This is a genomic window from Jidongwangia harbinensis (assembly GCF_020216025.1).
Lineage (GTDB): Bacteria > Actinomycetota > Actinomycetes > Mycobacteriales > Micromonosporaceae > Actinoplanes > Actinoplanes harbinensis.
In genome coordinates, this window is sequence record NZ_JAIWNC010000026.1 from 1 (window position 1) to 19898 (window position 19898).

The 19898-nt window shown below is 71.2% G+C and carries 19 protein-coding genes and 2 tRNA genes; 5 read left to right on the plus strand and 16 right to left on the minus strand.

The features are described from left to right. The first annotated feature begins 605 nt into the window (after positions 1-605). A complete protein-coding gene (locus LDL48_RS28200) occupies positions 606-821 on the plus strand; it encodes a hypothetical protein (protein WP_225258263.1) in 216 nt (71 codons plus the stop codon). A gap of 200 nt (positions 822-1021) precedes the next feature. Here LDL48_RS28200 and LDL48_RS28205 read toward each other — a convergent pair whose 3' ends face one another. The 7 genes from LDL48_RS28205 to LDL48_RS28235 all read right to left on the minus strand — a co-directional run bounded on the left by LDL48_RS28205 (position 1022) and on the right by LDL48_RS28235 (position 7524). Then, positions 1022-1816 carry a carbon-nitrogen hydrolase family protein gene (locus LDL48_RS28205; protein WP_225258264.1) on the minus strand — a complete coding sequence of 265 codons (795 nt, stop codon included), beginning with the start codon at positions 1814-1816 and terminating at the stop codon, positions 1022-1024. Between the two features lie 564 nt (positions 1817-2380). After that, positions 2381-2908 carry a GNAT family N-acetyltransferase gene (locus LDL48_RS28210; RefSeq protein WP_225258265.1) on the minus strand — a complete coding sequence of 176 codons (528 nt, stop codon included), beginning with the start codon at positions 2906-2908 and terminating at the stop codon, positions 2381-2383. Between the two features lie 110 nt (positions 2909-3018). Next, positions 3019-4308, minus strand: a complete 1290-nt coding sequence (gene clpX, locus LDL48_RS28215; RefSeq protein WP_225258266.1) for an ATP-dependent Clp protease ATP-binding subunit ClpX — start codon at positions 4306-4308, stop codon at positions 3019-3021. 274 nt (positions 4309-4582) lie between these two features. Then, on the minus strand, positions 4583-5245 hold the full coding sequence (locus LDL48_RS28220; protein WP_225258267.1) for an ATP-dependent Clp protease proteolytic subunit: 663 nt from the start codon (positions 5243-5245) through the stop codon (positions 4583-4585). 11 nt (positions 5246-5256) lie between these two features. Next, entirely contained in the window at positions 5257-5889 is a 633-nt protein-coding gene (locus LDL48_RS28225) for an ATP-dependent Clp protease proteolytic subunit (protein WP_225258268.1), read from the minus strand. Between the two features lie 174 nt (positions 5890-6063). Next, on the minus strand, positions 6064-7413 hold the full coding sequence (tig, locus tag LDL48_RS28230) for a trigger factor (RefSeq protein ID WP_225258269.1): 1350 nt from the start codon (positions 7411-7413) through the stop codon (positions 6064-6066). Positions 7414-7450: 37 nt separating this feature from the next. Beyond that, positions 7451-7524, minus strand: a tRNA-Pro gene (locus tag LDL48_RS28235). Between the two features lie 153 nt (positions 7525-7677). Between LDL48_RS28235 and LDL48_RS28240 the strand changes: the two genes are divergently transcribed. Further along, positions 7678-7751: transfer RNA gene (locus tag LDL48_RS28240), tRNA-Gly, on the plus strand. Between the two features lie 14 nt (positions 7752-7765). Here LDL48_RS28240 and LDL48_RS28245 read toward each other — a convergent pair. After that, on the minus strand, positions 7766-8623 hold the full coding sequence (locus LDL48_RS28245) for a helix-turn-helix transcriptional regulator (RefSeq protein ID WP_225258270.1): 858 nt from the start codon (positions 8621-8623) through the stop codon (positions 7766-7768). Positions 8624-8789: 166 nt separating this feature from the next. On the opposite strand from LDL48_RS28245, the gene LDL48_RS28250 reads away from it, so the two are divergent. Continuing rightward, a complete protein-coding gene (locus LDL48_RS28250) occupies positions 8790-9647 on the plus strand; it encodes an SDR family NAD(P)-dependent oxidoreductase (protein WP_225258271.1) in 858 nt (285 codons plus the stop codon). Between the two features lie 269 nt (positions 9648-9916). On the opposite strand, the gene LDL48_RS44700 is transcribed toward LDL48_RS28250, so the two are convergent. Both LDL48_RS44700 and LDL48_RS28260 read right to left on the minus strand, forming a co-directional pair. Continuing rightward, a complete protein-coding gene (locus LDL48_RS44700) occupies positions 9917-12166 on the minus strand; it encodes an ATP-binding protein (protein WP_225258272.1) in 2250 nt (749 codons plus the stop codon). A gap of 267 nt (positions 12167-12433) precedes the next feature. Then, positions 12434-12754 (minus strand): DMT family transporter, encoded by a 321-nt coding sequence (locus LDL48_RS28260; protein WP_225258273.1) that lies wholly within the window; start codon positions 12752-12754, stop codon positions 12434-12436. A 66-nt stretch (positions 12755-12820) separates the two neighbouring features. Here LDL48_RS28260 and LDL48_RS28265 point away from each other — a divergent pair, with 66 nt between their 5' ends. Continuing rightward, positions 12821-13357, plus strand: a complete 537-nt coding sequence (locus LDL48_RS28265) for an NUDIX hydrolase (RefSeq protein ID WP_225258274.1) — start codon at positions 12821-12823, stop codon at positions 13355-13357. A 178-nt stretch (positions 13358-13535) separates the two neighbouring features. Here LDL48_RS28265 and LDL48_RS28270 read toward each other — a convergent pair whose 3' ends face one another. Next, positions 13536-14312, minus strand: a complete 777-nt coding sequence (locus LDL48_RS28270) for a helix-turn-helix domain-containing protein (RefSeq protein WP_225258275.1) — start codon at positions 14310-14312, stop codon at positions 13536-13538. Between the two features lie 73 nt (positions 14313-14385). On the opposite strand from LDL48_RS28270, the gene LDL48_RS28275 reads away from it, so the two are divergent. Further along, positions 14386-14880 carry a hypothetical protein gene (locus LDL48_RS28275; protein ID WP_225258276.1) on the plus strand — a complete coding sequence of 165 codons (495 nt, stop codon included), beginning with the start codon at positions 14386-14388 and terminating at the stop codon, positions 14878-14880. A 24-nt stretch (positions 14881-14904) separates the two neighbouring features. Here LDL48_RS28275 and LDL48_RS28280 read toward each other — a convergent pair whose 3' ends face one another. From LDL48_RS28280 to LDL48_RS28300, 5 genes are read right to left on the minus strand one after another with little or no spacing between them, the layout of a single operon-like run. Further along, entirely contained in the window at positions 14905-15276 is a 372-nt protein-coding gene (locus LDL48_RS28280; protein WP_225258400.1) for an AtzH-like domain-containing protein, read from the minus strand. Between the two features lie 2 nt (positions 15277-15278). Next, positions 15279-16883, minus strand: coding sequence for a regulator (locus LDL48_RS28285; protein WP_225258277.1), 1605 nt, complete (start codon positions 16881-16883; stop codon positions 15279-15281). Then, positions 16880-17527 (minus strand): cysteine hydrolase family protein, encoded by a 648-nt coding sequence (locus LDL48_RS28290; protein WP_225258278.1) that lies wholly within the window; start codon positions 17525-17527, stop codon positions 16880-16882. The genes LDL48_RS28285 and LDL48_RS28290 overlap by 4 nt, the downstream gene beginning before the upstream one ends. A gap of 3 nt (positions 17528-17530) precedes the next feature. Continuing rightward, positions 17531-18223, minus strand: a complete 693-nt coding sequence (gene biuH / locus LDL48_RS28295; protein WP_225258279.1) for a biuret amidohydrolase — start codon at positions 18221-18223, stop codon at positions 17531-17533. After that, complete coding sequence (locus LDL48_RS28300; RefSeq protein WP_255629246.1) at positions 18220-19836, minus strand: allophanate hydrolase; 1617 nt, start codon at positions 19834-19836, stop codon at positions 18220-18222. Before LDL48_RS28300 ends, biuH begins: the two co-directional genes overlap by 4 nt. Between the last annotated feature and the right edge of the window lie 62 nt (positions 19837-19898).

Consider the following 19898-nt stretch of genomic DNA (forward strand, 5'->3'; position numbering starts at 1 on the left):
AGAAAATCATCCCAGCAACAAACAATCTGTTGCCAAAGACAACCCGCACCAAAAAAGGCACGAGCCATACCAATTGGCACTGGCTTATCAAGCACCCTGTTGAGTTCTCAAAGAACAACCACACACCGAATCCGAACCCCCAACCGGGGACCCGCCTTCGGGGCAACCTCTCCAACTTACCTGGTCGACTTCGCCGCCGCAAGACCTAAGTCTGCGGAGATCCTTGACGGATCTTCTCGACATCGCCCAAGTGTTTTCCTCGCGCTGACGCCCACCGCTAGGTGAGTGTGTCGTCGAGGGGCCCAGCAGACCGGCCGATGATCGGCTAAGCGATCCATCCGCCCGGCTCCTGCCGGCTGTTGTACTCTACTCGGTCGGTTTCGCTGGCGCAAATCCGGTTTCCCGGGGCCGGCACCACCCGTACTGTCGTCAAGCTTAGCGCCCGCCGCCAGCAACCTCCGGGTGACCGTCCGAAAAGCCGTTTTGAAGCGGCTCCGTCCGGTTTCCCTCGGGCAGAGAGAAAGCTACGCGACCGCTGCCCCGGAGCGCAAATCGGCGGTCGCGGTTGTTGCCGCCCTCACGTCAGGACGTGTCAGAGTTGCGGCATGGCCCCTCCCCCGGCACTCGCGACGGACGCGCTCCTTGGCCTGGTCCTGCCTCTGTGGCAACTGGTCATCGGCCTGCTGGTGCTGGTCGCCGTAGCGGTCTCCGTACACCGGCTCGCCAAGCGCGGACCCTCCCGGATGAGTGGCGCCATGCTCCTGGCCGGCGCTGCTGTGGTGTGCATCGCCGTGGTGAGTTATCTGGTCGAACAGATCTGACGGTGGACCGGGGCGCACCCCGCCCGGACGCGGACGGAGCGTGACCCGGCGGCAAGACCCTCGCAGCACACCGAAGCGGCCCGGCAGCGCGTCTGACCGGGGCGTGCAGGGTTGGACAGCCGACTCGACAGCTCGGCGGCCGATCGTCGAGTGCGCCCGGTGGTCGCCGGCCGACACACCACGACGACAACGCGGCAGACTCACAGGCGTCGATTCGCCAAGCTCGGCAGTTCCCGCCGGATCGTCTCGAGGCGGTCCAGGTCGAGGTCGGCGGTGACGACCCCCACCGCATCCGGTGCCTGAGCGATCACGGTCCCCCACGGATCGATGACCATGCTGCGCCCGAAGCAGGTCCGGTTCGGCTCGTGATCGCCGATCTGCCCGGCCGCCACCACGTAGCACTGGTTCTCGATCGCCCGCGCCCGCAGCAGGATCTCCCAGTGGTCCCGTCCGGTGTGCATCATGAACGCGGCCGGCACCACGATGACCTTGGCACCGGCAATCGCCAGTTGCCGGTACAGCTCCGGGAACCGCAGGTCATAACAAATCGACAGCCCGGTCGGCACCCCGGCGACGTCCGCCACCACGATCTCGCCGCCCGGCGCCACGGTGCGCGATTCCTGGTAGGAGACCCGGCCGGCAATCTCCACGTCGTACAGATGGATCTTGCGGTAGAGCGCGACCCGCTCCCCTGTCGGATTGAAGATCAGCGATGTGTTGTAGGTGCGGTCACCGTCCGGGCCGGTCTCGTGGAACGACCCGGCATGCACCCAGATCCCCAGCTCACGAGCGGCTCCGGCGAAGAATGCGGCGAACTCACCGTCGATCGGCTCCGGCTTCGGCGCGCCCTCGGCACGGCCGAGATAATCCACGTACTCGGGCAGAATCGCGAGGTCCGCGCCGGCCGCCGCGGCGCGGTCCAGAAGACCGCGCGCCACGGCAAGATTCTGGGAGCGGTCGTCGCGGGCGTTCAGCTGGCAGACGGAGACACGCATCATCAGAGGGTACGGCGACCCGACACGGTCCCGCCTCCACAGCCGGGTCCTGCCGGGTCACTGCCGTACCCCGCAGCCGGGCGAAGCCGTCACCCGGCCCCCCGGCCAACCGTGCCACCGCCCACCACCCCGACAAGAAGGCCGTGCCCGCAACCGCCCGGGCCGCCGTAACCCGGCCACCCGACCGCACCACCGCCTCAGCAACGTGCCACCTCCCCGGTCGTCCAGGCCGCGCCACCGCCCGCCCGTGCCACCTCCCGCCACCTCAGCAACAGCCGCCTCCCAGTCGCCCAGGCCGCACCACCGCCCGCCCGTGCCACCTCCCCCAACGCGGCAAGAGGACGTGTCCCCAGTCCGCCAGGCCGGCCCGGCCAACCGTGCCAGCGCCCGGCGCCGTGGCAGGGACGGACGGCGACCCGGCCCTCGCCCGCCAACCCCACCCACCGGCCATATCGGTCTGTTCGCCGGCAACGGGCACGCGTGCCTCTGACGCCGCGCCAACCCCTCTGCGCCACCCGGGGACCGCTCTCGCTCGCACCGCGCCGACCGGGGTGCTGAGGCCGTCTAGCGGGGTGGCATGAGCAGGACCTCGGAGCCGACCGGCAGGTAGCCGGCGGCGAGCAGGGCGCGCATGCTCGTCGCGTTTCCGGGTGCGCACTGCGCCCACACCGGTCGGCCGTCGGGCACCAGGTGACGCGCGGCGGTGGCGAGCGCCCGGCCGCGACCGTGGCCGCGGGCCTGCTCGTCGACCTCGAACGCGGCTTCCCAGCGGCCGCCGAGTCCCCGGCCGAGTACCAGGATGCCGTGGGTGCTGGTCCAGGCGCGCACGTCCCGGCGGTAGCGGCGGGCCCGGTTCACCCGTGGGTGGCGGCTGTCGACGGCCGGCCGGAGCGGTAGGGGTGCGGGCCCGGGCAGCGGGCCGGCCAGGAGCAGCGCGTCGAGGTTGCCGGCGTGCAGGCCCAGGCGATTTTCCAGGGCGCCCAGGAATGGCGGTCCGGCGGGAAAGCCAAAGTCGCCGTCGCCGCTCCACGAGTCGAGCCAGGAGTGGTCGACGGCTGCCGAGACCACCACGAAGCCCGGAAACGACACCACCGCCGCCCGGTGGGGCGACGGTGGTGGCAACAGCTGTAACCAGGGGTCCGCCGTGAGGCGTTCGTGCCGCTCGACGCGGGCGACGATCTCCTCCAGGGAGTACGGACCCGTCAGGCGGACTTCTCCTCGCGGTCACGGCGGGCACGCCGGCCGAACTCGCGCGGGACGATCGTGGGGATGACGTTCTCCACGACGACCTCGCGGGTGATGAGCACACGGGCGGCGTCCGGGTTGCTGGGCACCTCGTACATCACCGAGAGCAGGACCTCCTCCATGATCGCGCGGAGGCCGCGGGCGCCGGTGCCCCGGAGCATGGCCTGGTCGGCGATGGCCTCGAGCGCGCCGGTGTCGAACTCCAGCTCGACGCCGTCCAGCTCGAAGAGGCGCTGGTACTGCTTGACGTACGCGTTGCGCGGCTCGGTGAGGATCTTGATGAGCGCCTCACGGTCGAGGTTGCGCACCGTGGTGATGACCGGCAGCCGGCCGATGAACTCGGGGATCAGGCCGAACTTCAGCATGTCCTCCGGCATCACCCGGCTGAAGATGTCGTCGGTGTTGCGCTCCGAGACGGACCGCAGGTGGGCACCGAAGCCGACGCCGCTCTGGCCGACCCGGGACTCGATGATCCGGTCCAGGCCGGCGAACGCGCCACCCACGATGAACAGCACGTTGGTGGTGTCGATCTGGATGAACTCCTGGTGCGGGTGCTTGCGGCCACCCTGCGGCGGCACGTTCGCGACCGTACCCTCGAGAATCTTCAGCAGGGCCTGCTGGACACCCTCGCCGGAGACGTCCCGGGTGATCGACGGGTTTTCGCTCTTTCGAGCGATCTTGTCGACCTCGTCGATGTAGATGATGCCCTGCTCGGCGCGCTTGACGTCGTAGTCGGCGGCCTGGATCAGCTTGAGCAGGATGTTCTCGACGTCCTCGCCGACATAGCCGGCCTCGGTGAGCGCCGTGGCGTCCGCGATGGCGAACGGCACGTTGAGCATCCGGGCCAGGGTCTGCGCCAGGTGCGTCTTACCGCACCCGGTGGGGCCGATGAGCATGATGTTGCTCTTGGCCACCTCGACGTCGCTGCCCCCACCGGGCGCGCCGCTCGATTCGGCCTGGATCCGCTTGTAGTGGTTGTAGACGGCCACGGACAGGGCCTTCTTGGCCTGTTCCTGCCCCACCACGTAGTTGTCGAGGAACTGGCAGATCTCCATCGGCTTGGGAAGCTCTTCCCACTTCACCTCGCCGGTTTCGGCCAGCTCTTCCTCGATGATCTCGTTGCAGAGGTCGATGCACTCGTCGCAGATGTAGACCCCAGGGCCCGCGATGAGCTTTTTGACCTGCTTCTGTGACTTCCCACAGAAGGAGCACTTCAGTAGGTCGCCACCGTCGCCGATCCGTGCCACCTACGTATCTCCCTGCGCTCATCGGCCGACTCTCACCGGCCCTGGCTTGAGGACGACCTGCCTCGTCGCCGCATACCTGGTGTTGCACACAGCTCATCGTCTGCGGATGCGCGTAACTGAGTTGCACGCTCGACGTTACCCGTTGATGGGCACTTCTCCGACCCCCCAAAACGGGCGTGTCAGGGGTCAGTCAGTCTAGCGGTAGCCGACCGACCCCCGACACCGCGGCGGTACCCGGGAATTTCCGGCCCCGGATCTGCCACCGCGGGAAAGATCAGCTGCCGACGCCGGCGGTCTGCAGGCTCTTCTTGCGGCTGACCAGCACCGTGTCGACGAGGCCGTACTCCTTGGTCTCGTCCGCGGTCATGATCTTGTCGCGGTCGATGTCCTTGCGGACCTTGTCGATCGGCTGCCCCGAGTGCCGGGAGAGCATCTCTTCGAGCTGGGTGCGCATGCGCATGATCTCGCGGGCCTGGATCTCGATGTCCGAGCCCTGCCCGTAGCCGCCCTCGGTGGCCGGCTGGTGAATGATGATCCGCGAGTGCGGGAGCGCCATCCGCTTGCCCGGGGTGCCGGCCGCGAGCAGCACCGCCGCCGCGCTGGCCGCCTGGCCCAGGCACACCGTGATGATGTCCGGGCGGACGTACTGCATGGTGTCGTAGATCGCGGTCATCGCGGTGAACGAGCCACCGGGCGAGTTGATGTACATCGTGATGTCGCGGTCCGGGTCGGTGCTCTCCAGCGTCAGCAGCTGGGCCATCACGTCGTTCGCCGACGCGTCGTCCACCTGCACGCCGAGGAAGATGATCCGGTCCTCGAACATCTTGTTGTACGGGTTCGATTCCTTGACGCCGTACGACGTGCGCTCGACGAACGAGGGCAGCACGTAGCGGTTGTGCACCGGAGCGAACCCGGGAGGCATGGAAAGGTCGGTCATGGTTCAGCTCCTCAGTTCAGCGTGCCGGCGCCCTCGGGAACCTGCGTGGCCCCGGTGATCACCTTGTCGATGAAGCCGTAATCCTTGGCCTCCGCGGCCGTGAACCAGCGGTCCCGGTCGGAATCGGCCTCGATCTGCTCCTGAGTCTGGCCGGTGTGGTGCGCCACCCGCTCCTGGAACATGCGCTTGGTGTAGAGCATCTGCTCCGCCTGGATGGCGATGTCGGCGGCCGTGCCACCCATCCCGCCGGACGGCTGGTGCATCATGATCCGCGCGTGCGGCAGGGCGTACCGCTTGCCCTGGGCACCGGCGCAGAGCAGCAACTGTCCCATCGACGCGGCCATGCCCATGGCCACGGTGGCGACGTCGTTGTCGATGAACTGCATGGTGTCGTAGATCGCCATGCCGGAGTAGACCGAGCCACCCGGGGAGTTGATCCACAGGTTGATGTCCCGCTCCGGGTCCTCGGCGGAGAGCAGCAGCAGCTGCGCGCAGATGCGGTTGGCTACCTGGTCGGTCACCTCGCTGCCGAGGAAGATGATCCGCTCGCGCAGGAGACGGTTGTAGACCGAGTCGTCGAGGTTGCCACTGATGGCGTCCCCGCCCCGGAGGACGGGACTCGCAGGAATGTGCAGGTCGGTCATGGCAGCCCTTCACAGCTGACTGTGTCGGCCGAGCGATCCGGCCGGCAGGTTGTCCGTGTACGCCCAACCTAACCGGTCAGATGCGCATCAGCTTCCCGCTCGGGCAGGTGTTCGCTGTCAGCGCACCCGCCCCGCCCCACGATCACAGGGCGGGGCGAAGCGGCGCCATTCAGCTCAGTGGTTGTGGCCGGCGTGCTCGTCCTCGCCGGCCTCGCGCAGGTCGTCCAGGGTCAGCGTGGTGCCCTCGGAGTCCTTCATCGTGACCTGCTCCATCACGTACGCCAGCGCCTTGCCGCGCCGCACGTCGCCGAAGACGGCGGCCGCCGCGCCCGACTGCACGAGCTGGTCGTAGTACTGCTGGGGCTGCATCTGGGCACGCTGCGCGCGGTGCACGATCTCGTGCCCGAACTCGTCGTCGGAGACCTGCACGTCCTGCTGGTCGGCGATGGTGTCGAGCAGCAGCTGGATCCGGACACCCTCGGTGGCGGCCTCGGTCAGCTCCGCGTCGATCTGCTCCTCGGTCTTCTCCTCGGAGGTCAGGTAGTCCTCCAGGGAGGCGCCGATCCGCTCGAGCTGGTCGGTCATGGCCTGCTTGCGGCCCTCGACCTCGTCCTTGACGATGCCCTCCGGCGCCGGGATGTCGGCGGCCTCGACCAGCTCCTTGAGCGCCTCGTCCCGGGCGGCGTAGATCTGCTCGACCTTCTTCACCTTGGCCAGCCGCTCACGCAGGTCGTTGCGCAGCTCCTCGAGCGTGTCGAACTCGCTCGCCATCTGCGCGAACTCGTCGTTCACCTCGGGCAGCTGCTTGTCCTTGACGGTGCGCACGGTGATCGCCACGTCCGCGTCCCGGCCGGCGAAGTCGCCGCCGACCAGCTGCGTGGTGAACGTGGTGTCCGCGCCCGCGGACAGTCCCACCAGCACCTCGTCCAGGCCGGGCAGGAGCTGCTTGCTGCCGACCTCGTGGGAGATGTTGGTGGCCGAGCCGCCCGGCACCTCCTCGCCGTCGACCGTGGCGCGCAGGTCGAGCTGGACATAGTCGCCCTCGGCGGCCGGCCGCTCCACCGTCTTGAGCGTGGAGAACCGCTCCCGCAGGCCGTTGATCTGCTCGTCGATCTCGGCGTCACCGATCTCCACCGCCGGCACCGTGACGGTGACGCCGGACAGGTCCGGGATGGTGATCTCGGGCCGGACGTCGACCTCCGCGGTGAAGATCAGCGGGTTGCCGTCGGTGAACTCGGTGATCTCCACCTCGGGACGGCCCAGCGTCTTGACCTCGTGCTCCCGCACGGCCGCCAGGATCTGCTGCGGGATCGCCTCCTGCACGGCCTCGTTGAGGACCGTGCCACGGCCGACCCGCTGGTCGATGACGGCGGCCGGGATCTTGCCCCGACGGAAGCCGGGAATCTGCACCTGCGAGCCGATCTCCCGGTACGCCTTCTGCAGACTCGGCTTGAGCTCGTCGAACGGCACCTCGATGGCGAGCCGCACCCGGGTCGGGCTCAGGGTCTCGACGGTGCTCTTCACAGGCGTACTCCTTGTTGCTTCCGTAAGTTGGTGGCAGTCGGGGTGGCGGGATTTGAACCCACGGCCCCTCGCTCCCAAAGCGAGTGCGCTACCAAGCTGCGCCACACCCCGTGGCGACGGCAAGTGTATGCGGTCCGCGGCGGCGCGTGCGCTCCGGAGTCACCCACGCGGCTCATCGACCGACTCACCGACCGGCGATCCGGTTAGCGCGGACGGCCAGCGTTCAGTACTCTAGTGCCCGCGGCCCGGGTCATCGGGCGGCACGCGGGCGTAGCTCAATGGTAGAGCCTCAGTCTTCCAAACTGATTACGCGAGTTCGATTCTCGTCGCCCGCTCCAGCGTTTTCTCCAGGTCAGGAGCCGATGAACCGGTCGGTGCCGAGCACCGTGAGCAGGGCGAGCTTCTCGTGGCTTTCCGTGCCCGGGGTCGCCGTGAAGATGAGCAGTGACTGCCCCTGGTCGGGGTCGAGCAGGATCTGGCAGTACAGGTCGATCCGTCCGACCTCGGGGTGCACGTACCGCTTGGCGCCGCTCCACCGCAGTCCCACCTCCTGGCGGTTCCACAGTTCGGTGAATTCCGCGCTGTCCCGGTGCAGTACCGCCACCAGCGCGGCGGCCGGCGACCCGGGTCCCTGGGCGGTGGCGTTGGCGCGCAGGAACGAGACGTAGACGCGGCCGTGCAGGTGGTGGTCGTCGCTCAGGTAGCGGTCGCGGGCGGTGGGATCGGTGAACCACCGGTAGAAGGCGCTGCGGGCCGGGCCGGTGTGGTGCGTCTCGTCGCCGAGCAGGGCCACGGCGGGCGGCGTCTGCTGCAGGGTCTCGCCGATCGCGCCGACGATCTGGGCCGGGGTGTCCTGGAGGCGGTCCATGACGCGCTGCAGACCGGGACTGAGGTGCGCGTCACGCAGATGCCGTGGTTGCAGACGGTGACCGCACAGCAGGAACAGGTGGTCGCGTTCGCTCGGGGTCAGGCGCAGTCCCCGGGCGATGGCCGCGGCCATCTGCTGCGACGGCTGGGAGCCGCTGCCGCGTTCCAGCCGGGCCAGGTAGTCGGCCGACATGTCGCACAGCTCGGCGACCTCCTCCCGGCGCAGCCCGCTGGTCCGCCGGCGGGGGCCGCGGCGCAACCCGACGTCCTCGGGCTGCAGCGCCTGCCGGCGACCGCGCAGGAACGCGGCCAGGCCGTCGCGGTCCAGTGTCGTTCCCACCATCGGGCTCCCAGCTTGATCGTCGTCTGCCCCGACCTCATCGTCCGGCAGGTGAGCGGTGGTTAGCCACGCCCTGCCGTTCAGTGGCTGAGCGGGTCCTTCATCCGGCGGTGGCGGGGCGCCTGTACTGGACGGCGTCCGAGTAGAGGCGCACATCAGGAGGATCTCCATGGCCAAGTGGACCGCGGACCAGCTGCCGGTCATGACCGGCCGGACGGTACTGATCACCGGCGCCGGTGGTGGGATCGGTCTGGTCACCGCCCGGGAACTCGCCCGGGTGGGCGCGCACGTGGTGCTGGCCGCCCGCGACCTCGACAAGGCGCGCCGGGCGACGGCCGGGATGCGCGGCGATTTCGATCTCCGGCACCTCGACGTCGCCGATCTGGATTCGGTGCGCGCGTTCGCGCGGTCGTACCCCGGCGACATCGACATTCTGATCAACAACGCCGGGGTGATGGACATCCCGGCGGCGCGTACCCCCCAGGGTCTCGACCTGCAGACCGCGACGAACTACTTCGGGCCGTTCGTGCTCACCAACCTGCTGCTTCCCCGGCTGACCGACCGGGTGGTGACGGTCTCCAGCCAGCTGCACCGATTCGGCCGGCTGGATCTCGACGATCTCGACTGGCGCGCCCGCCGGTATCGCGGGCTGGCCGTCTACGAGTCGTCCAAGCTCGCGGTCGTGCTGTTCTCGCTGGAACTGCAGCGCCGGCTGACCGCCGCGGGCAGCCGGGTCCGCTCCGTCGTAGCGCACCCTGGTGTCGCCCGGACCGGGCTGGTCAAGCACTCGAAACTGGACGTCGTCAACCGGCTCCCGTTCCTGGTCCAGGACGTCGAGCACGGGGCGTTGCCGCTGCTGTACGCGGCCACGCAGGACGTACCCGGCAACGCGTACGTCGGTCCGGACGGTCTGTTCAGCTTCACCGGCCACCCGCTGATCCGCAGGCCCGGCCGGGCCGGGCGGAATCCGGTGGTGGCCGGGCGACTCTGGCGGGCGACCGCCGCCCTCACCGGGACCGGCGCCTGAGGCGTGCGTTCAGCGCGGCCACCGGGACCGGCCCGGCGGCCGGATCAGCTGAGCGGGGCGACGTCGCGCGGTCCCGGGAACTGTGGCCGAAGCGCTGCCTCGGCCGCGTTCACCGTCGATCCGGTGGGATGCCGGCCGATCCGACCTACGCGGCAACTCCGCGCAGGCACGACCCCCGTTGGCTGGCAGCGCTCCAGCACGTGATCTACGGTGGCGTATCGCGGCGTCGCAGGACAGGAACTTCATCGGCACTTTGGCCGGTTCGGCAGCTAGCCGCCCGCCTCGGCGACCTCGCGCAGCTTGGCGCGTACCTCCTCCGCCTCCGGCCGATCCAGATCGGCGAAGATCGTTTCGGCCTGCCGCCAGGCGAACCGGGCCTCGGTGGACCGTCCGGTCGCCTGGTGGGTGTCGCCGAGCCGGGTCAGGGTGGAGGCCTCCTGGTAGCGGTCGCGGGTCTCACGGAATCCGGCGAGCGCCTCCTGGTAGCACTCCACGGCCTGCCGGTACTCACCCAGGCCGTGGTGCACGAAGCCGAGGCTGTCCCAGGTGTGCGCCTGTCCCCGCAGGTCGCCGCGCTCCTGGTACAGGGCGAGGGCCTGCCGGCAGGAGACCAGCGCCTCCCGGCGCAGGCCGAGGTGGGCCTGATGCCAGCCGGTCGCGTTCAGCGCGTTGGCCTGGCCGCGGGTATAGCCCGCACGGACGTACAGCTCGTACGCCCGTTGCGTGTGGCGCAGCCCGTCGACGTGGCTGCCGCGCCGCTCCGCCACCACCGCCAGCTCGACGTTGGCGTGTGCCTGCCCGATCTTGTCACCGACCTGTTCGGCCAGGTCGTGCGCGGTCCGCAGGTGCTCCTCGGACTCGTCGTAGCGGCGTAGCCACTGCTGCGCCCGCGCCAGATTGCGGTGCGCGCGGGCCTGCCCGAACACATCGCCGAGCTTGGTGGCGGCGACCAGGCCCGCCCGCTGGGCCGCGGCCAGGTCGTGCCACTGTCCCCGTCGGTCGAGGAAGTCGGCCAGGGTCCAGGCGAGGTTCCCGGGGTAGTCGTCGAAGCCGGCCTCGACGGCGTGGTCCAGCACCGCCAGCATGACCCGGTGCTCGGCGGTGAACCAGGCCAGCGCCCCGGCCGCGTCGGTGAACCGTTCCGGGACGGTGCCCGGCTGGGGCGCCTCCAGCACGATGGGATCGCGGGTGGCGTACAGCAGGCGGGTGGCGCCGTCCGCGGTGTGCAGGTAGTGGTCGAGCAGCCGGTGCACGGCGGCCCGCCGGTCCGGCTCGCGCTCGGTGGCGTGCGCCTGCTCGGTGGCGTACGCGCGGAGCAGGTCGTGGAACGTGTACCGGCCGGGCTGCCGCTCCTGGACCAGATGCGCGGCGCACAGCTCGGCCAGCAGCGGGAGCACCTCGGCCGGCGGCAGACCGGCGAGGCTGGCCGCGGCGGCGGCCGAGATGTCGTGCGCCGGATGCAGCCCGAGGTGCCGGAACAGCCGGGCCGCGGCCGGGCTCAGGGCCTGGTACGACCAGGAGAACACGGCGCGTACGTCGGTCGCCGGGTCGTCGTCGGTGAGGACGTCGAGCCGGGTCCGGGCGTCGTCCAGCTCGGCGGCGAGCATGGTCAGGGACAGGTGCGGGTTGGTCGCGGCGCGGGACGCGGCGATCGACAGGGCGAGTGGCAGCCGCGCGCACCCGGCGATGATGTCCGCCACGGCCTGCGGCTCGGCGGCCACCCGGTCCGCACCGAGCCGGCGGCTGAGCAGGTCACGGGCCTCGGCCACGGACAGCAACTCCAGCCGCAGCGGGTGGGCGCCACCGCCGGAGATCAGCGCGGTGAGCTGGTTGCGGCTGGTGACCAGCACCAGGCAGCCCGGCGCGCCCGGCAGCAACGGCCGGACCTGGGCGGCGTCCCGGGCGTTGTCGAGCAGGATCAGCATCCGCCTGTCGGCCAGCATGCTGCGGTACAGCGCGGTCTGGCCGTCCAGGTCGGCGGGAATCCGGCGGGGCGCCACGTCGAGCGCCTCGAGGAAACCGTGCACCGCGGCGGTCGGCTCGAGGACGGCGCCGGTGGGGTCGAAGCCGCGCAGGTTCACGTACAGCTGGCCGTCCGGGAAGCGGTCCCGGACGCGGTGGCCCCAGTGCACCGCGAGGGTGGTCTTGCCGACGCCGGCCGTACCGGAGACCGCGGTGATCACCACGGCGCCGGGTCGCCCGGCCGGCTCCAGCAGGCGGTCGAGGCTGGCCAGTTCGGCGTGCCGGCCGGCGAAGCTGAACAGGTCGGCGGGCAGCTGCGCGAGCCGTCCGCGCCGGGCCCCGGACTCGCCGGAGGACTCCTGGAAGAACCGCTCGCGCTCCACGCCGGCCAGGCCGAAGGCGTCGGCGAGCAGGCGCACGGTGGGCGGGCGGGGCGCCGCGATCCGGCCGGACTCGAGCTTGCCGATGCTCCGCACACTCAGGCCGGTGGCCTCGGCCAGCTCCTCCTGGGTCAAGCCCGCGCGCCTGCGATGGGCGCGCACGACGTCGCCGAACACCGGGCCTCCCCACCGCGCCGAGCACCCGCTCGGGCGCGGCCTCCCGCAGAAAGATCATCGCCGTGCGCTCCCCGGCCACGCTGCCGGGCCCACGGACCTGGCCAACCTACCGCGCACCGGACTAGCGCATCCACGCCGGGCGATGCGCATTTCAGATCCACTACTGACAATATCGATGGAATGGTGTAATTTCCTGGACGAGACCGGCGTCTTCCCCCGTGGACGCCGGTCCTTATTCTTCGGCCGGGGTTCTCCCGGCCCGCGGCGTCAGTGGCCGCCACCCAGGTTCAGGATCACCACACCGCCGATGATCAGGCCGATACCGGTGACCTTCACCCAGCCGAGTGGCTCACCGAGGAACGCCGCGCCGATCGCCGCGATCGTCGCGGTGCCCAGCCCGGACCAGACCGCGTACGCCACGCTCACCGGGATGTTCTTCACCGCCTGGGCGAGCAGCACGAACGACAGGAGGTAGCCCAGCCCGACCGCCACGCTCGGCCAGAGCCGGGAGAAGCCCTCGGTCGACTTCAGCAGGCTGGTGCTGAACACCTCGGCGGCGATCGCCCCCACCAGGAACAGGTACGACATTCCGGCCTCCGCTCGGGTCCTCGTGTACCCCGACGACGGTAGGCGACGACCGGCTACCGTCGCGGGGTGCCTGCTTCGCCGTACGTCACCAATCTCCGCGCCCGGGTCGGCCACGACCTCATCCTCTTCCCGACCGTCAGCGCGGTCGTGCTCAACGACGCCGGGGAGATCCTGCTCGGCCAGCGCAGCGACAACCACCGGTGGGCACTCATCGCCGGCATGATGGACCCCGGCGAGCAGCCCGCCGAGGCGATGCTGCGGGAGATCCACGAAGAGACCGGGGTACGCGCCACGATCGAGCGACTGGCCGGGATCGCGCTGCACGAGACCGTCTATCCCAACGGCGACCAGTGCCACATGGTGAACACCTGGTTCCGCTGCCGGGCGGTGGGCGGCGAGGCCCGGGTCAACGACGAGGAGTCGATCGCGGTGGGCTGGTTCGCCCCGGAGGCGCTGCCGGAACTGAGCCCGTTCGCCCGGCTGCGCATCCGGGTCGCGCTGGACGAGGACGCCCCGCCGTGGTTCGCCCCGCCCGGCGAGCCCTGCCCGGAACTCGGCGAGGTGCGGCTGACCGCCGGCGGCCCGGCGCATAGCCCGGAATGACGCGGCCGGCCGGCGGAAGCCCCGGAATGGCCCACGGCCGGCCCGGTGGAAACCCCGGAATGATGCGCGGCCGGCCCGGCGGAAACCCGGACTGACGCGCCCCCGGCCCGATGTCGGAGCCGGCGCCGCGGACCGGTTGGTCAGTGCCGGTCGAGTTGCTCAGTGCCGGTCGAGTTGCTCAGTGCCGGTCGAGCAGGCGGCGGGCGGCGCCCGGCGGCATCTGGATCTCCCGGCGCAGTGCCCGGGTCAGGTGGGCCTGGTCGGCGAATCCGTGCTGCGCGGCCAGGGTCGCCAGGTCGGGCCGGCCGGGGTCGGCGAGCGCGTCCAGCACGGCACGCACCCGGAGCCGCCGCCGGTAGGTGCTGAGCGTGGTCCCGGTGGCCCGGTGAAAGACGCGCGAGACGTGCCACGGTGAGCGGTGCACCAGCCGGGCCAGGTCGTCGAGACCGAGGTCCGGGTCGGTGTGCAGGGCGGCACGGACCTCGTCGGCGAGGCGCGGCACCGGCCGTGGCGCCGGCAGCAGCCCGGCGAGCACCTCCGCGGCGAGGTCGAGCACATCGACCAGGCCATGCCGGCGAGAACCCGGTGGCGGGCGGTCCGGGCGGGCGGCGGCGAGCAGGCGCCGGTGGGCCAGGTCGGCCGCCGGGGTCACCAGCACCGGGCCGGCGTGCGCGACCCGGTCGGCCACCTCGGGCGGCACGGTCAGCGTGGTGCACACGTCGCCGCCGGCCGGATGGGTCACCTGCTGCCAGTCGCCGGGGCGTTGCACGTACCCGATGGTGGGGTCCGCGGCGGAGACCGCGCCGCCGACCCGGCGCAGGAAGATGCCGCGCCGGACCAGCACGACGGCCGCCGTCTCCACCCGTTCCTCGGCGCTCCACCCCGGGCCGCCGCGGCAGCGCACCGCCGCCGCTCGCAGGCCGGGTATCTCGAGGAGTCCCTGACGCTCCAGCACACCCGCGAACCTAGGCCCCGGGTACGACAAGAACGTGCAAGAGCCGCGGCCGGCCGCGGCGCAGGATCGGGGCATGAGCGAAGCGATGATTTCCGCCCTGCACGCCCGTTCCGGGGACGCGCCGGACCTGTACGGACGGCTGGTCGGCACGTGGGACGTGGGCAACCGGTACGTCGACGACACGACCGGCGCCTGGCGGACCGGCACCGCGGTGTGGACGTTCGGGTGGGTGCTGGCCGGGCGGGCGGTGCAGGACGTCATGTGGTTCACCGAGGACGACGGCAGCCGGTCCACCGGCAGCACGGTGCGGCTCTACGATCCGGCGGACGACGTGTGGCACGTGGTGTGGTTCGGGCCGGGCGGCAAGACGCCGATGTTGACCGGGCGGCCGGGTACCGACGGCGACATCGTGCAGGAGGGGACGCGGCCGGACGGACGGCCGATCCGCTGGTCGTTCACCGAGGTGACCGACACCCGCTTCCGCTGGCTGGGCCACGTCTCCGACGACGGCGGCGCGACCTGGCGGCTGGACCAGGAGATGGTGGCCCGGCGGCGCGCAGCGGACTGAGCGCCGCCGGGCCGGGCCGCCGGGTCAGGGGCGGGGTTCGGAGACGTGGGCGGTGACGATGCGCCAGCCGGCGGGCAGCCGTACCCAGGTCTGGGACTGCCGGCCGGTCACCGCGCTGTCCGGATAGCCGAACAGCGTGGTGACCACCGCGACGTCCCGGCCGTACGTCTGGATGGTGGTGTCCTTGAGGGTCCGGCCCGGCGGCAGCGGCGGCTGGGCCTGCCGCCACCGCCGCTGCTCGGTCAGGCCGGCCTGCTGGTCGGCGATGCCGAAGCGGACCGCGTCCCCGGCGAAGAACCCGAGGATGCCGTCGACGTCGTTCGCCACCAGCGCGGTCTCGTAGGCGTCGAACGCCGCACCGACCTCCGCGATCACCCGCGGATCGTCGCGGTCCATCGTCACCGGACCGCCGTCGTGGCCGGCACGTCGTCCGCCGGCACCGGCGTCGGGTCCGGGGCCGGCTCGGCGCCCTCGAACGCGGGCGGCTCGCCCGGCTCCGGGACGCGCGGTTCCGGCCGGCCCAGCGCGAACAGCACGCAGACCACGGTCAGGAACACGTATCCGAGCGTGACCGGGCCGTCGGCGCTCCACTGCACCTTCTCCGCGTGGATCAGCCCGACGAAGGTCAGGACGGCGCCGGTGAACGAGAAGACCGCGGCGTGGACGAACCGCTTGTCGATGATGAACGCGACGATCGCGCCCAGCACCAGACCGGCCAGGATGGCTCCGGACCCGAGCGTCTTGAGCCCGTCGTAGACCACGCCGGCCCCGGCCAGCGTGTCGATGCCCACGTCCGCGGCGGTGGTGCCGGCCGCGGCCAGCACGTTGTCCATCTGGCCGGTGGCCCAGGACGCGATGTTCGGGATGAGCGCGGCCACCACCGCGGCCGCGTGGGCCCGGGGTGTCGCCTGGAACGCCTGTGCGCCGATGAGCAGGCCGATGTAGAGCAGGATGGGCACGATGGCGGCGGTCGGGAAGATCGCGCCGAGCAGGCCGAACAACCCGAAGAAGCAGAGCAGCGCGATGACCACGCCGGTGGCCATGGAGTAACCGGTACGTCCGCCGGCGGCCTTCCAGCCGGGGTGGCCGACGTAGACCGCGGGCGGGAACGGCGAGCCGAGCATCGACCCGACGACCGCGCCGCCGCCGTCGGCGAGCAGGACGCTGCGCAGGTTGTACTTGTCGCCGGCGGTGGCCGCGCTCTCCACGTTGGTCATCGCCTCGGTGAAGTTGTAGACGCCCAGCGGGATCGCGGTGGCCAGCAGCGGCGCCATGTCCCGCAGTCCGTCGATCAGCAGGTCCACCTTGAGGTGCGGGAACGCGAACGCGATGTCGCGGGCCGCCGAGGTCACGTCCGGCACGCTCATCGCGCCGCCGATCCAGCCGATCGCGGTGCCGACCAGCAGCGCGGCCAGGCCGATCGGGATGTTGCCGGGCAGTTTGACGTCGGTGAGCAGGCCGACCAGCAGCAGCCCGAAGACCGGCAGCGCGATCCACGCGGCGGTCCACATGGTGCCGGCCGGGTTCATCGAGATGAACGTGATGGAGATGCCGGCGAGCGTGCCGAGCAGCGCGGCGCGGGGTGCGTACCGGCGGATGTACGGGCCGATGAACGCGCCGATCAGCACGATCACGCCGATGATGAACGCCCACGCGATGCCCGCCGTCCACGCCTGCAGCGGGTCGTTCGTGCGCAGGTAGATCGGCAGCATGATGACGAAGATGACGATGAACATGTGCGGCACGCTGGGCCCGTACGGCAGCGCGGTGACGTCGGTGCGGTTCTCCCGGCGGGCCAGCCGCCGGGCCAGGTAGGTGTAGTAGACGTTGCCGAGCACCAGCGCGATGCCGAGCGCCGGCAGGATCACGCCGAACACGTCGCCGGCCGGCATGCCGACGACGCCGATGCAGAGTCCGGTCAGGGTCAGCACGTTGACCAGGACGTTGACGCCGAAGCCGAAGAACGCGTTGGTGTCGCCGCGTACCCAGTAGGCCAGTTTCATCGCTGGATCTCCTTGATCAGGTCGGCGGAGTCCGCGACCCAGCCGAAGATGCCGCCCTGGGCGGCGATCATCTCCAGGCCGACGCGCTGGAACTCGGGGAAGTAGGAGCCGACGCAGTCGGCCAGCACGAGACACTCGTAGCCGCGGTCGTTGGCCTCGCGGACCGTGGTGTGCACGCACACCTCGGTGGTCACGCCGGTGACGATCAGCGACCGGATGCCCTTCAGCAGGTCGTCGAGGTCGGTCGCGTAGAACGCGCCCTTGCCCGGCTTGTCGACGACCGGTTCCCCGTCGGCCGGGGCGAGCTCGTCGATGATGTCGTGGCCGTACTCGCCGCGGATCAGGATGCGGCCGTACGGCCCGTCCTGGCCGATCGCTCCGCGCGCGAGTTTGGCCGGCGGGCAGTCGGACAGGTCGGGCTCGTGGCCCTCCCGGGTGTGGATGACCGGCAGGCCGGCCGCGCGCCAGACGGCGAGGAGCGCGGCCAGCGGCTCGACGGCGCGGCGCAGCTGCGAGACGTCGTTGCCGAGGCTCTCGCCGAATCCGCCGGGAAGCAGGAAGTCCCGTTGCATGTCGATCACCAGCAGCGCGGTGCTCGACGGGTCGAAGGAGTAGGGGCCGGGCCGGGCGTCGACAGTGGGCATGGCTCAGACCTCCGTGGCCGCGATCACGTCGTCCGACGTGGCGACGCAGCCGAAGACGCCGCCCTGCATGGTGACCATGTGCAGGGCGGCGGTGTGGTTGGCAGGATCGGTGGCCCCCGTGCAGTCGGACAGGATCAGGCACTCGTAACCCCGGTCGTTGGCCTCCCGCATGGTGGTGTGGACGCAGACGTCGGTGGTGATTCCGGTCAGGATCAGGTGGGTGATGCCGCGGGTACGCAGCACCAGGTCGAGGTTGGTGGCGTAGAAGGCGCCCTTGCCCGGCTTGTCCACCACCACCTCGCCGGCGACCGGCGCGACCTCGGGCACGATCTCCCAGCCGGGCTCGCCCTTGATCAGGATCCGGCCGCAGGGTCCGGGCCCGCCGATCTCGGCACCGATCTGGGCCGACCGCCACCGCTTGTTGGCCGGCAGGTCGGACAGGTCCGGGTCGTGGCCCTCCCGGGTGTGGATCACCAGTACGCCGAGCGCGCGGGCGTGCGCCAGCAGGCGGGCGGTGGCCGGCAACCCGGCCCGGGTGAGCGCGATGTCGTAGCCCATGGTCTCGACGTAGCCGCCGGGTCCACAGAAGTCGGTCTGCCAGTCGATGCAGAGCAGGGCGACCCGGTCCACCGGCACCGAGCCGTCGTACGGCCAGAGGTACGGGGCGGCCTTGACCGGCCCGATCGTTGCGGTCATGTGTGCTGTCCTCCCAGGCGGTGGTTCCGCCAGCCGCCGCTGGCGGTGATGTCCTCGGCGCCGGCCGCGGCGTACGTCTCGCAAAGGAAGCCGGTGACGTCGGTGCCGTCGGCCAGTTGCACCCGCCCGAGCGACAGCGGGGCGGCCACCCCGGCGAGCAACCCGCCGACGGTGGCGGCGGGCAGTTGCCACAGTTCGACCTCGATCGGCTGCCCGTCGGGGGCGCGGACCAGCCCGGGCACCCCGGACGGCAGCCGGTAGAGGCGGTAGCAGGGTGCGGTGCGGGCGGCGCCGACCAGCGTCGCGCCGCGGTCGAGCAGTTCGCCGTTGCGCGGTTCGCCGCTCAGGTGCAGGCCGACCACGGCGATCGTGATCATCTCCGGCGGGGGCAGCGCCGCGGCCAGCAGCGCCAGCGTGCCGTCGCTGAAGGCCGGCCCGAACACGGTCAGGCTGGCCGGCCGTCCGTCCGCGGTGAACCCGTTCGGCACGGTGACCGCGGCCAGGTCCAGCAGGTTCGCGAACTGGGTGTACCGGCCCAGGTCGAGGTTGCGGCCGATCGGGTCGGCGGCGATCTCGGCGTGCGTGTACGTGGTGCCGACGGTCGGCAGCACCAGCGCGTCGATCCGCCGCCACAGCCGCGCGGTCCAGGCGCGCAGTTCCTGCAGCCGGTGCCGGGCCCGGAACGCGTCGGCCGCGGAGAAGGCCCGCCCGGTCTCCAGCACCGCCCGGGTCACCGGCAGCACCGACTCCGGCCGGGCCCGCAGGAAGTCGTCCAGGCCGGCCAGGCGCTCGGCCACCCACGGCCCGCGGTACAGCAGGTCACCGGCCTCCAGCAGCGGCCCAACGTCCACGGTCGTCGACGCGCCGAGCCGGCCGGCGCCGTCCGCGAACGCCTTCTCCTGCCCGGCGTCGCCGAAGAAATCCAGATCCGCGGGTACGCCGAGACGCAACGTCGCCGGGTCCCGCACGGTGTCCGGCCCGACCCGGCTCCACGGGTCGTCGTCCTCGGGACCGCGCGCCACCCGCAGCACCGCCGAGGCCGCGGTCACGTCCGGCGCGAAGATCGAGACGCAGTCCAGCGAGCGGCAGGCCGGCACCACGCCGAGCGTGCTGAGCAGCCCGCGGGTGGGTTTGACGCCGACGATGCCGTTGAACGCGGCGGGTACCCGGCCGGAGCCGGCGGTGTCCGTGCCGAGCGCGAAGTCGACCAGTCCGGCGGCGACCGCGACCGCCGACCCGGAGCTGGAGCCGCCGGCGATCAGGCCGCCGCCGAAGACGCTCTCCGGGGTGCCGTACGGCGACCGGGCACCGGTGAGGCCGGTGGCGAACTGGTCCAGGTTGGTCTTGCCGACCAGGACCGCCCCGGCGTCCAGCAGCCGCTGCACCACCGGCGCGGTGCGCTCCGGCCGGTACTCGTAGTCGGGGCAGGCCGCGGTCGTGGGCAGCCCGGCGACGTCGATGTTGTCCTTGACCGCGAACGTGAGGCCGGACAGCGGCCGGCCGGCGGGTGCGGCGGCGGCGGAGTCCCGGAGTTCGTCCGGGGGGACCGTGCTGATCCAGACGCCGTCGTCACCACGCTCCTGCCGCCGCTGGAGGTACCGGTCAACGCTCATATTGTCGATTGTCGACCGTTCTGTTTCGACGAGCATCACGTCATGTAACGGACTGATGTCCA

What these genes read in the sequence shown, in the direction of transcription:
- LDL48_RS28245 (WP_225258270.1), bottom strand. Translation starts at nt 8,623, where the DNA reads ATGGTGGGAACGACACTGGACCGCGACGGCCTGGCCGCGTTCCTGCGC.
- biuH (WP_225258279.1), bottom strand. Translation starts at nt 18,223, where the DNA reads ATGACCGCAACGATCGGGCCGGTCAAGGCCGCCCCGTACCTCTGGCCG.
- LDL48_RS28220 (WP_225258267.1), bottom strand. Translation starts at nt 5,245, where the DNA reads ATGACCGACCTTTCCATGCCTCCCGGGTTCGCTCCGGTGCACAACCGC.
- LDL48_RS28200 (WP_225258263.1), top strand. Translation starts at nt 606, where the DNA reads ATGGCCCCTCCCCCGGCACTCGCGACGGACGCGCTCCTTGGCCTGGTC.
- LDL48_RS28280 (WP_225258400.1), bottom strand. Translation starts at nt 15,276, where the DNA reads ATGGACCGCGACGATCCGCGGGTGATCGCGGAGGTCGGTGCGGCGTTC.
- LDL48_RS28225 (WP_225258268.1), bottom strand. Translation starts at nt 5,889, where the DNA reads ATGACCGACCTGCACATTCCTGCGAGTCCCGTCCTCCGGGGCGGGGAC.
- LDL48_RS28285 (WP_225258277.1), bottom strand. Translation starts at nt 16,883, where the DNA reads ATGAAACTGGCCTACTGGGTACGCGGCGACACCAACGCGTTCTTCGGC.
- LDL48_RS28300 (WP_255629246.1), bottom strand. Translation starts at nt 19,836, where the DNA reads ATGAGCGTTGACCGGTACCTCCAGCGGCGGCAGGAGCGTGGTGACGAC.
- LDL48_RS28290 (WP_225258278.1), bottom strand. Translation starts at nt 17,527, where the DNA reads ATGCCCACTGTCGACGCCCGGCCCGGCCCCTACTCCTTCGACCCGTCG.
- LDL48_RS28275 (WP_225258276.1), top strand. Translation starts at nt 14,386, where the DNA reads ATGAGCGAAGCGATGATTTCCGCCCTGCACGCCCGTTCCGGGGACGCG.
- LDL48_RS28250 (WP_225258271.1), top strand. Translation starts at nt 8,790, where the DNA reads ATGGCCAAGTGGACCGCGGACCAGCTGCCGGTCATGACCGGCCGGACG.
- LDL48_RS28260 (WP_225258273.1), bottom strand. Translation starts at nt 12,754, where the DNA reads ATGTCGTACCTGTTCCTGGTGGGGGCGATCGCCGCCGAGGTGTTCAGC.
- LDL48_RS28205 (WP_225258264.1), bottom strand. Translation starts at nt 1,816, where the DNA reads ATGCGTGTCTCCGTCTGCCAGCTGAACGCCCGCGACGACCGCTCCCAG.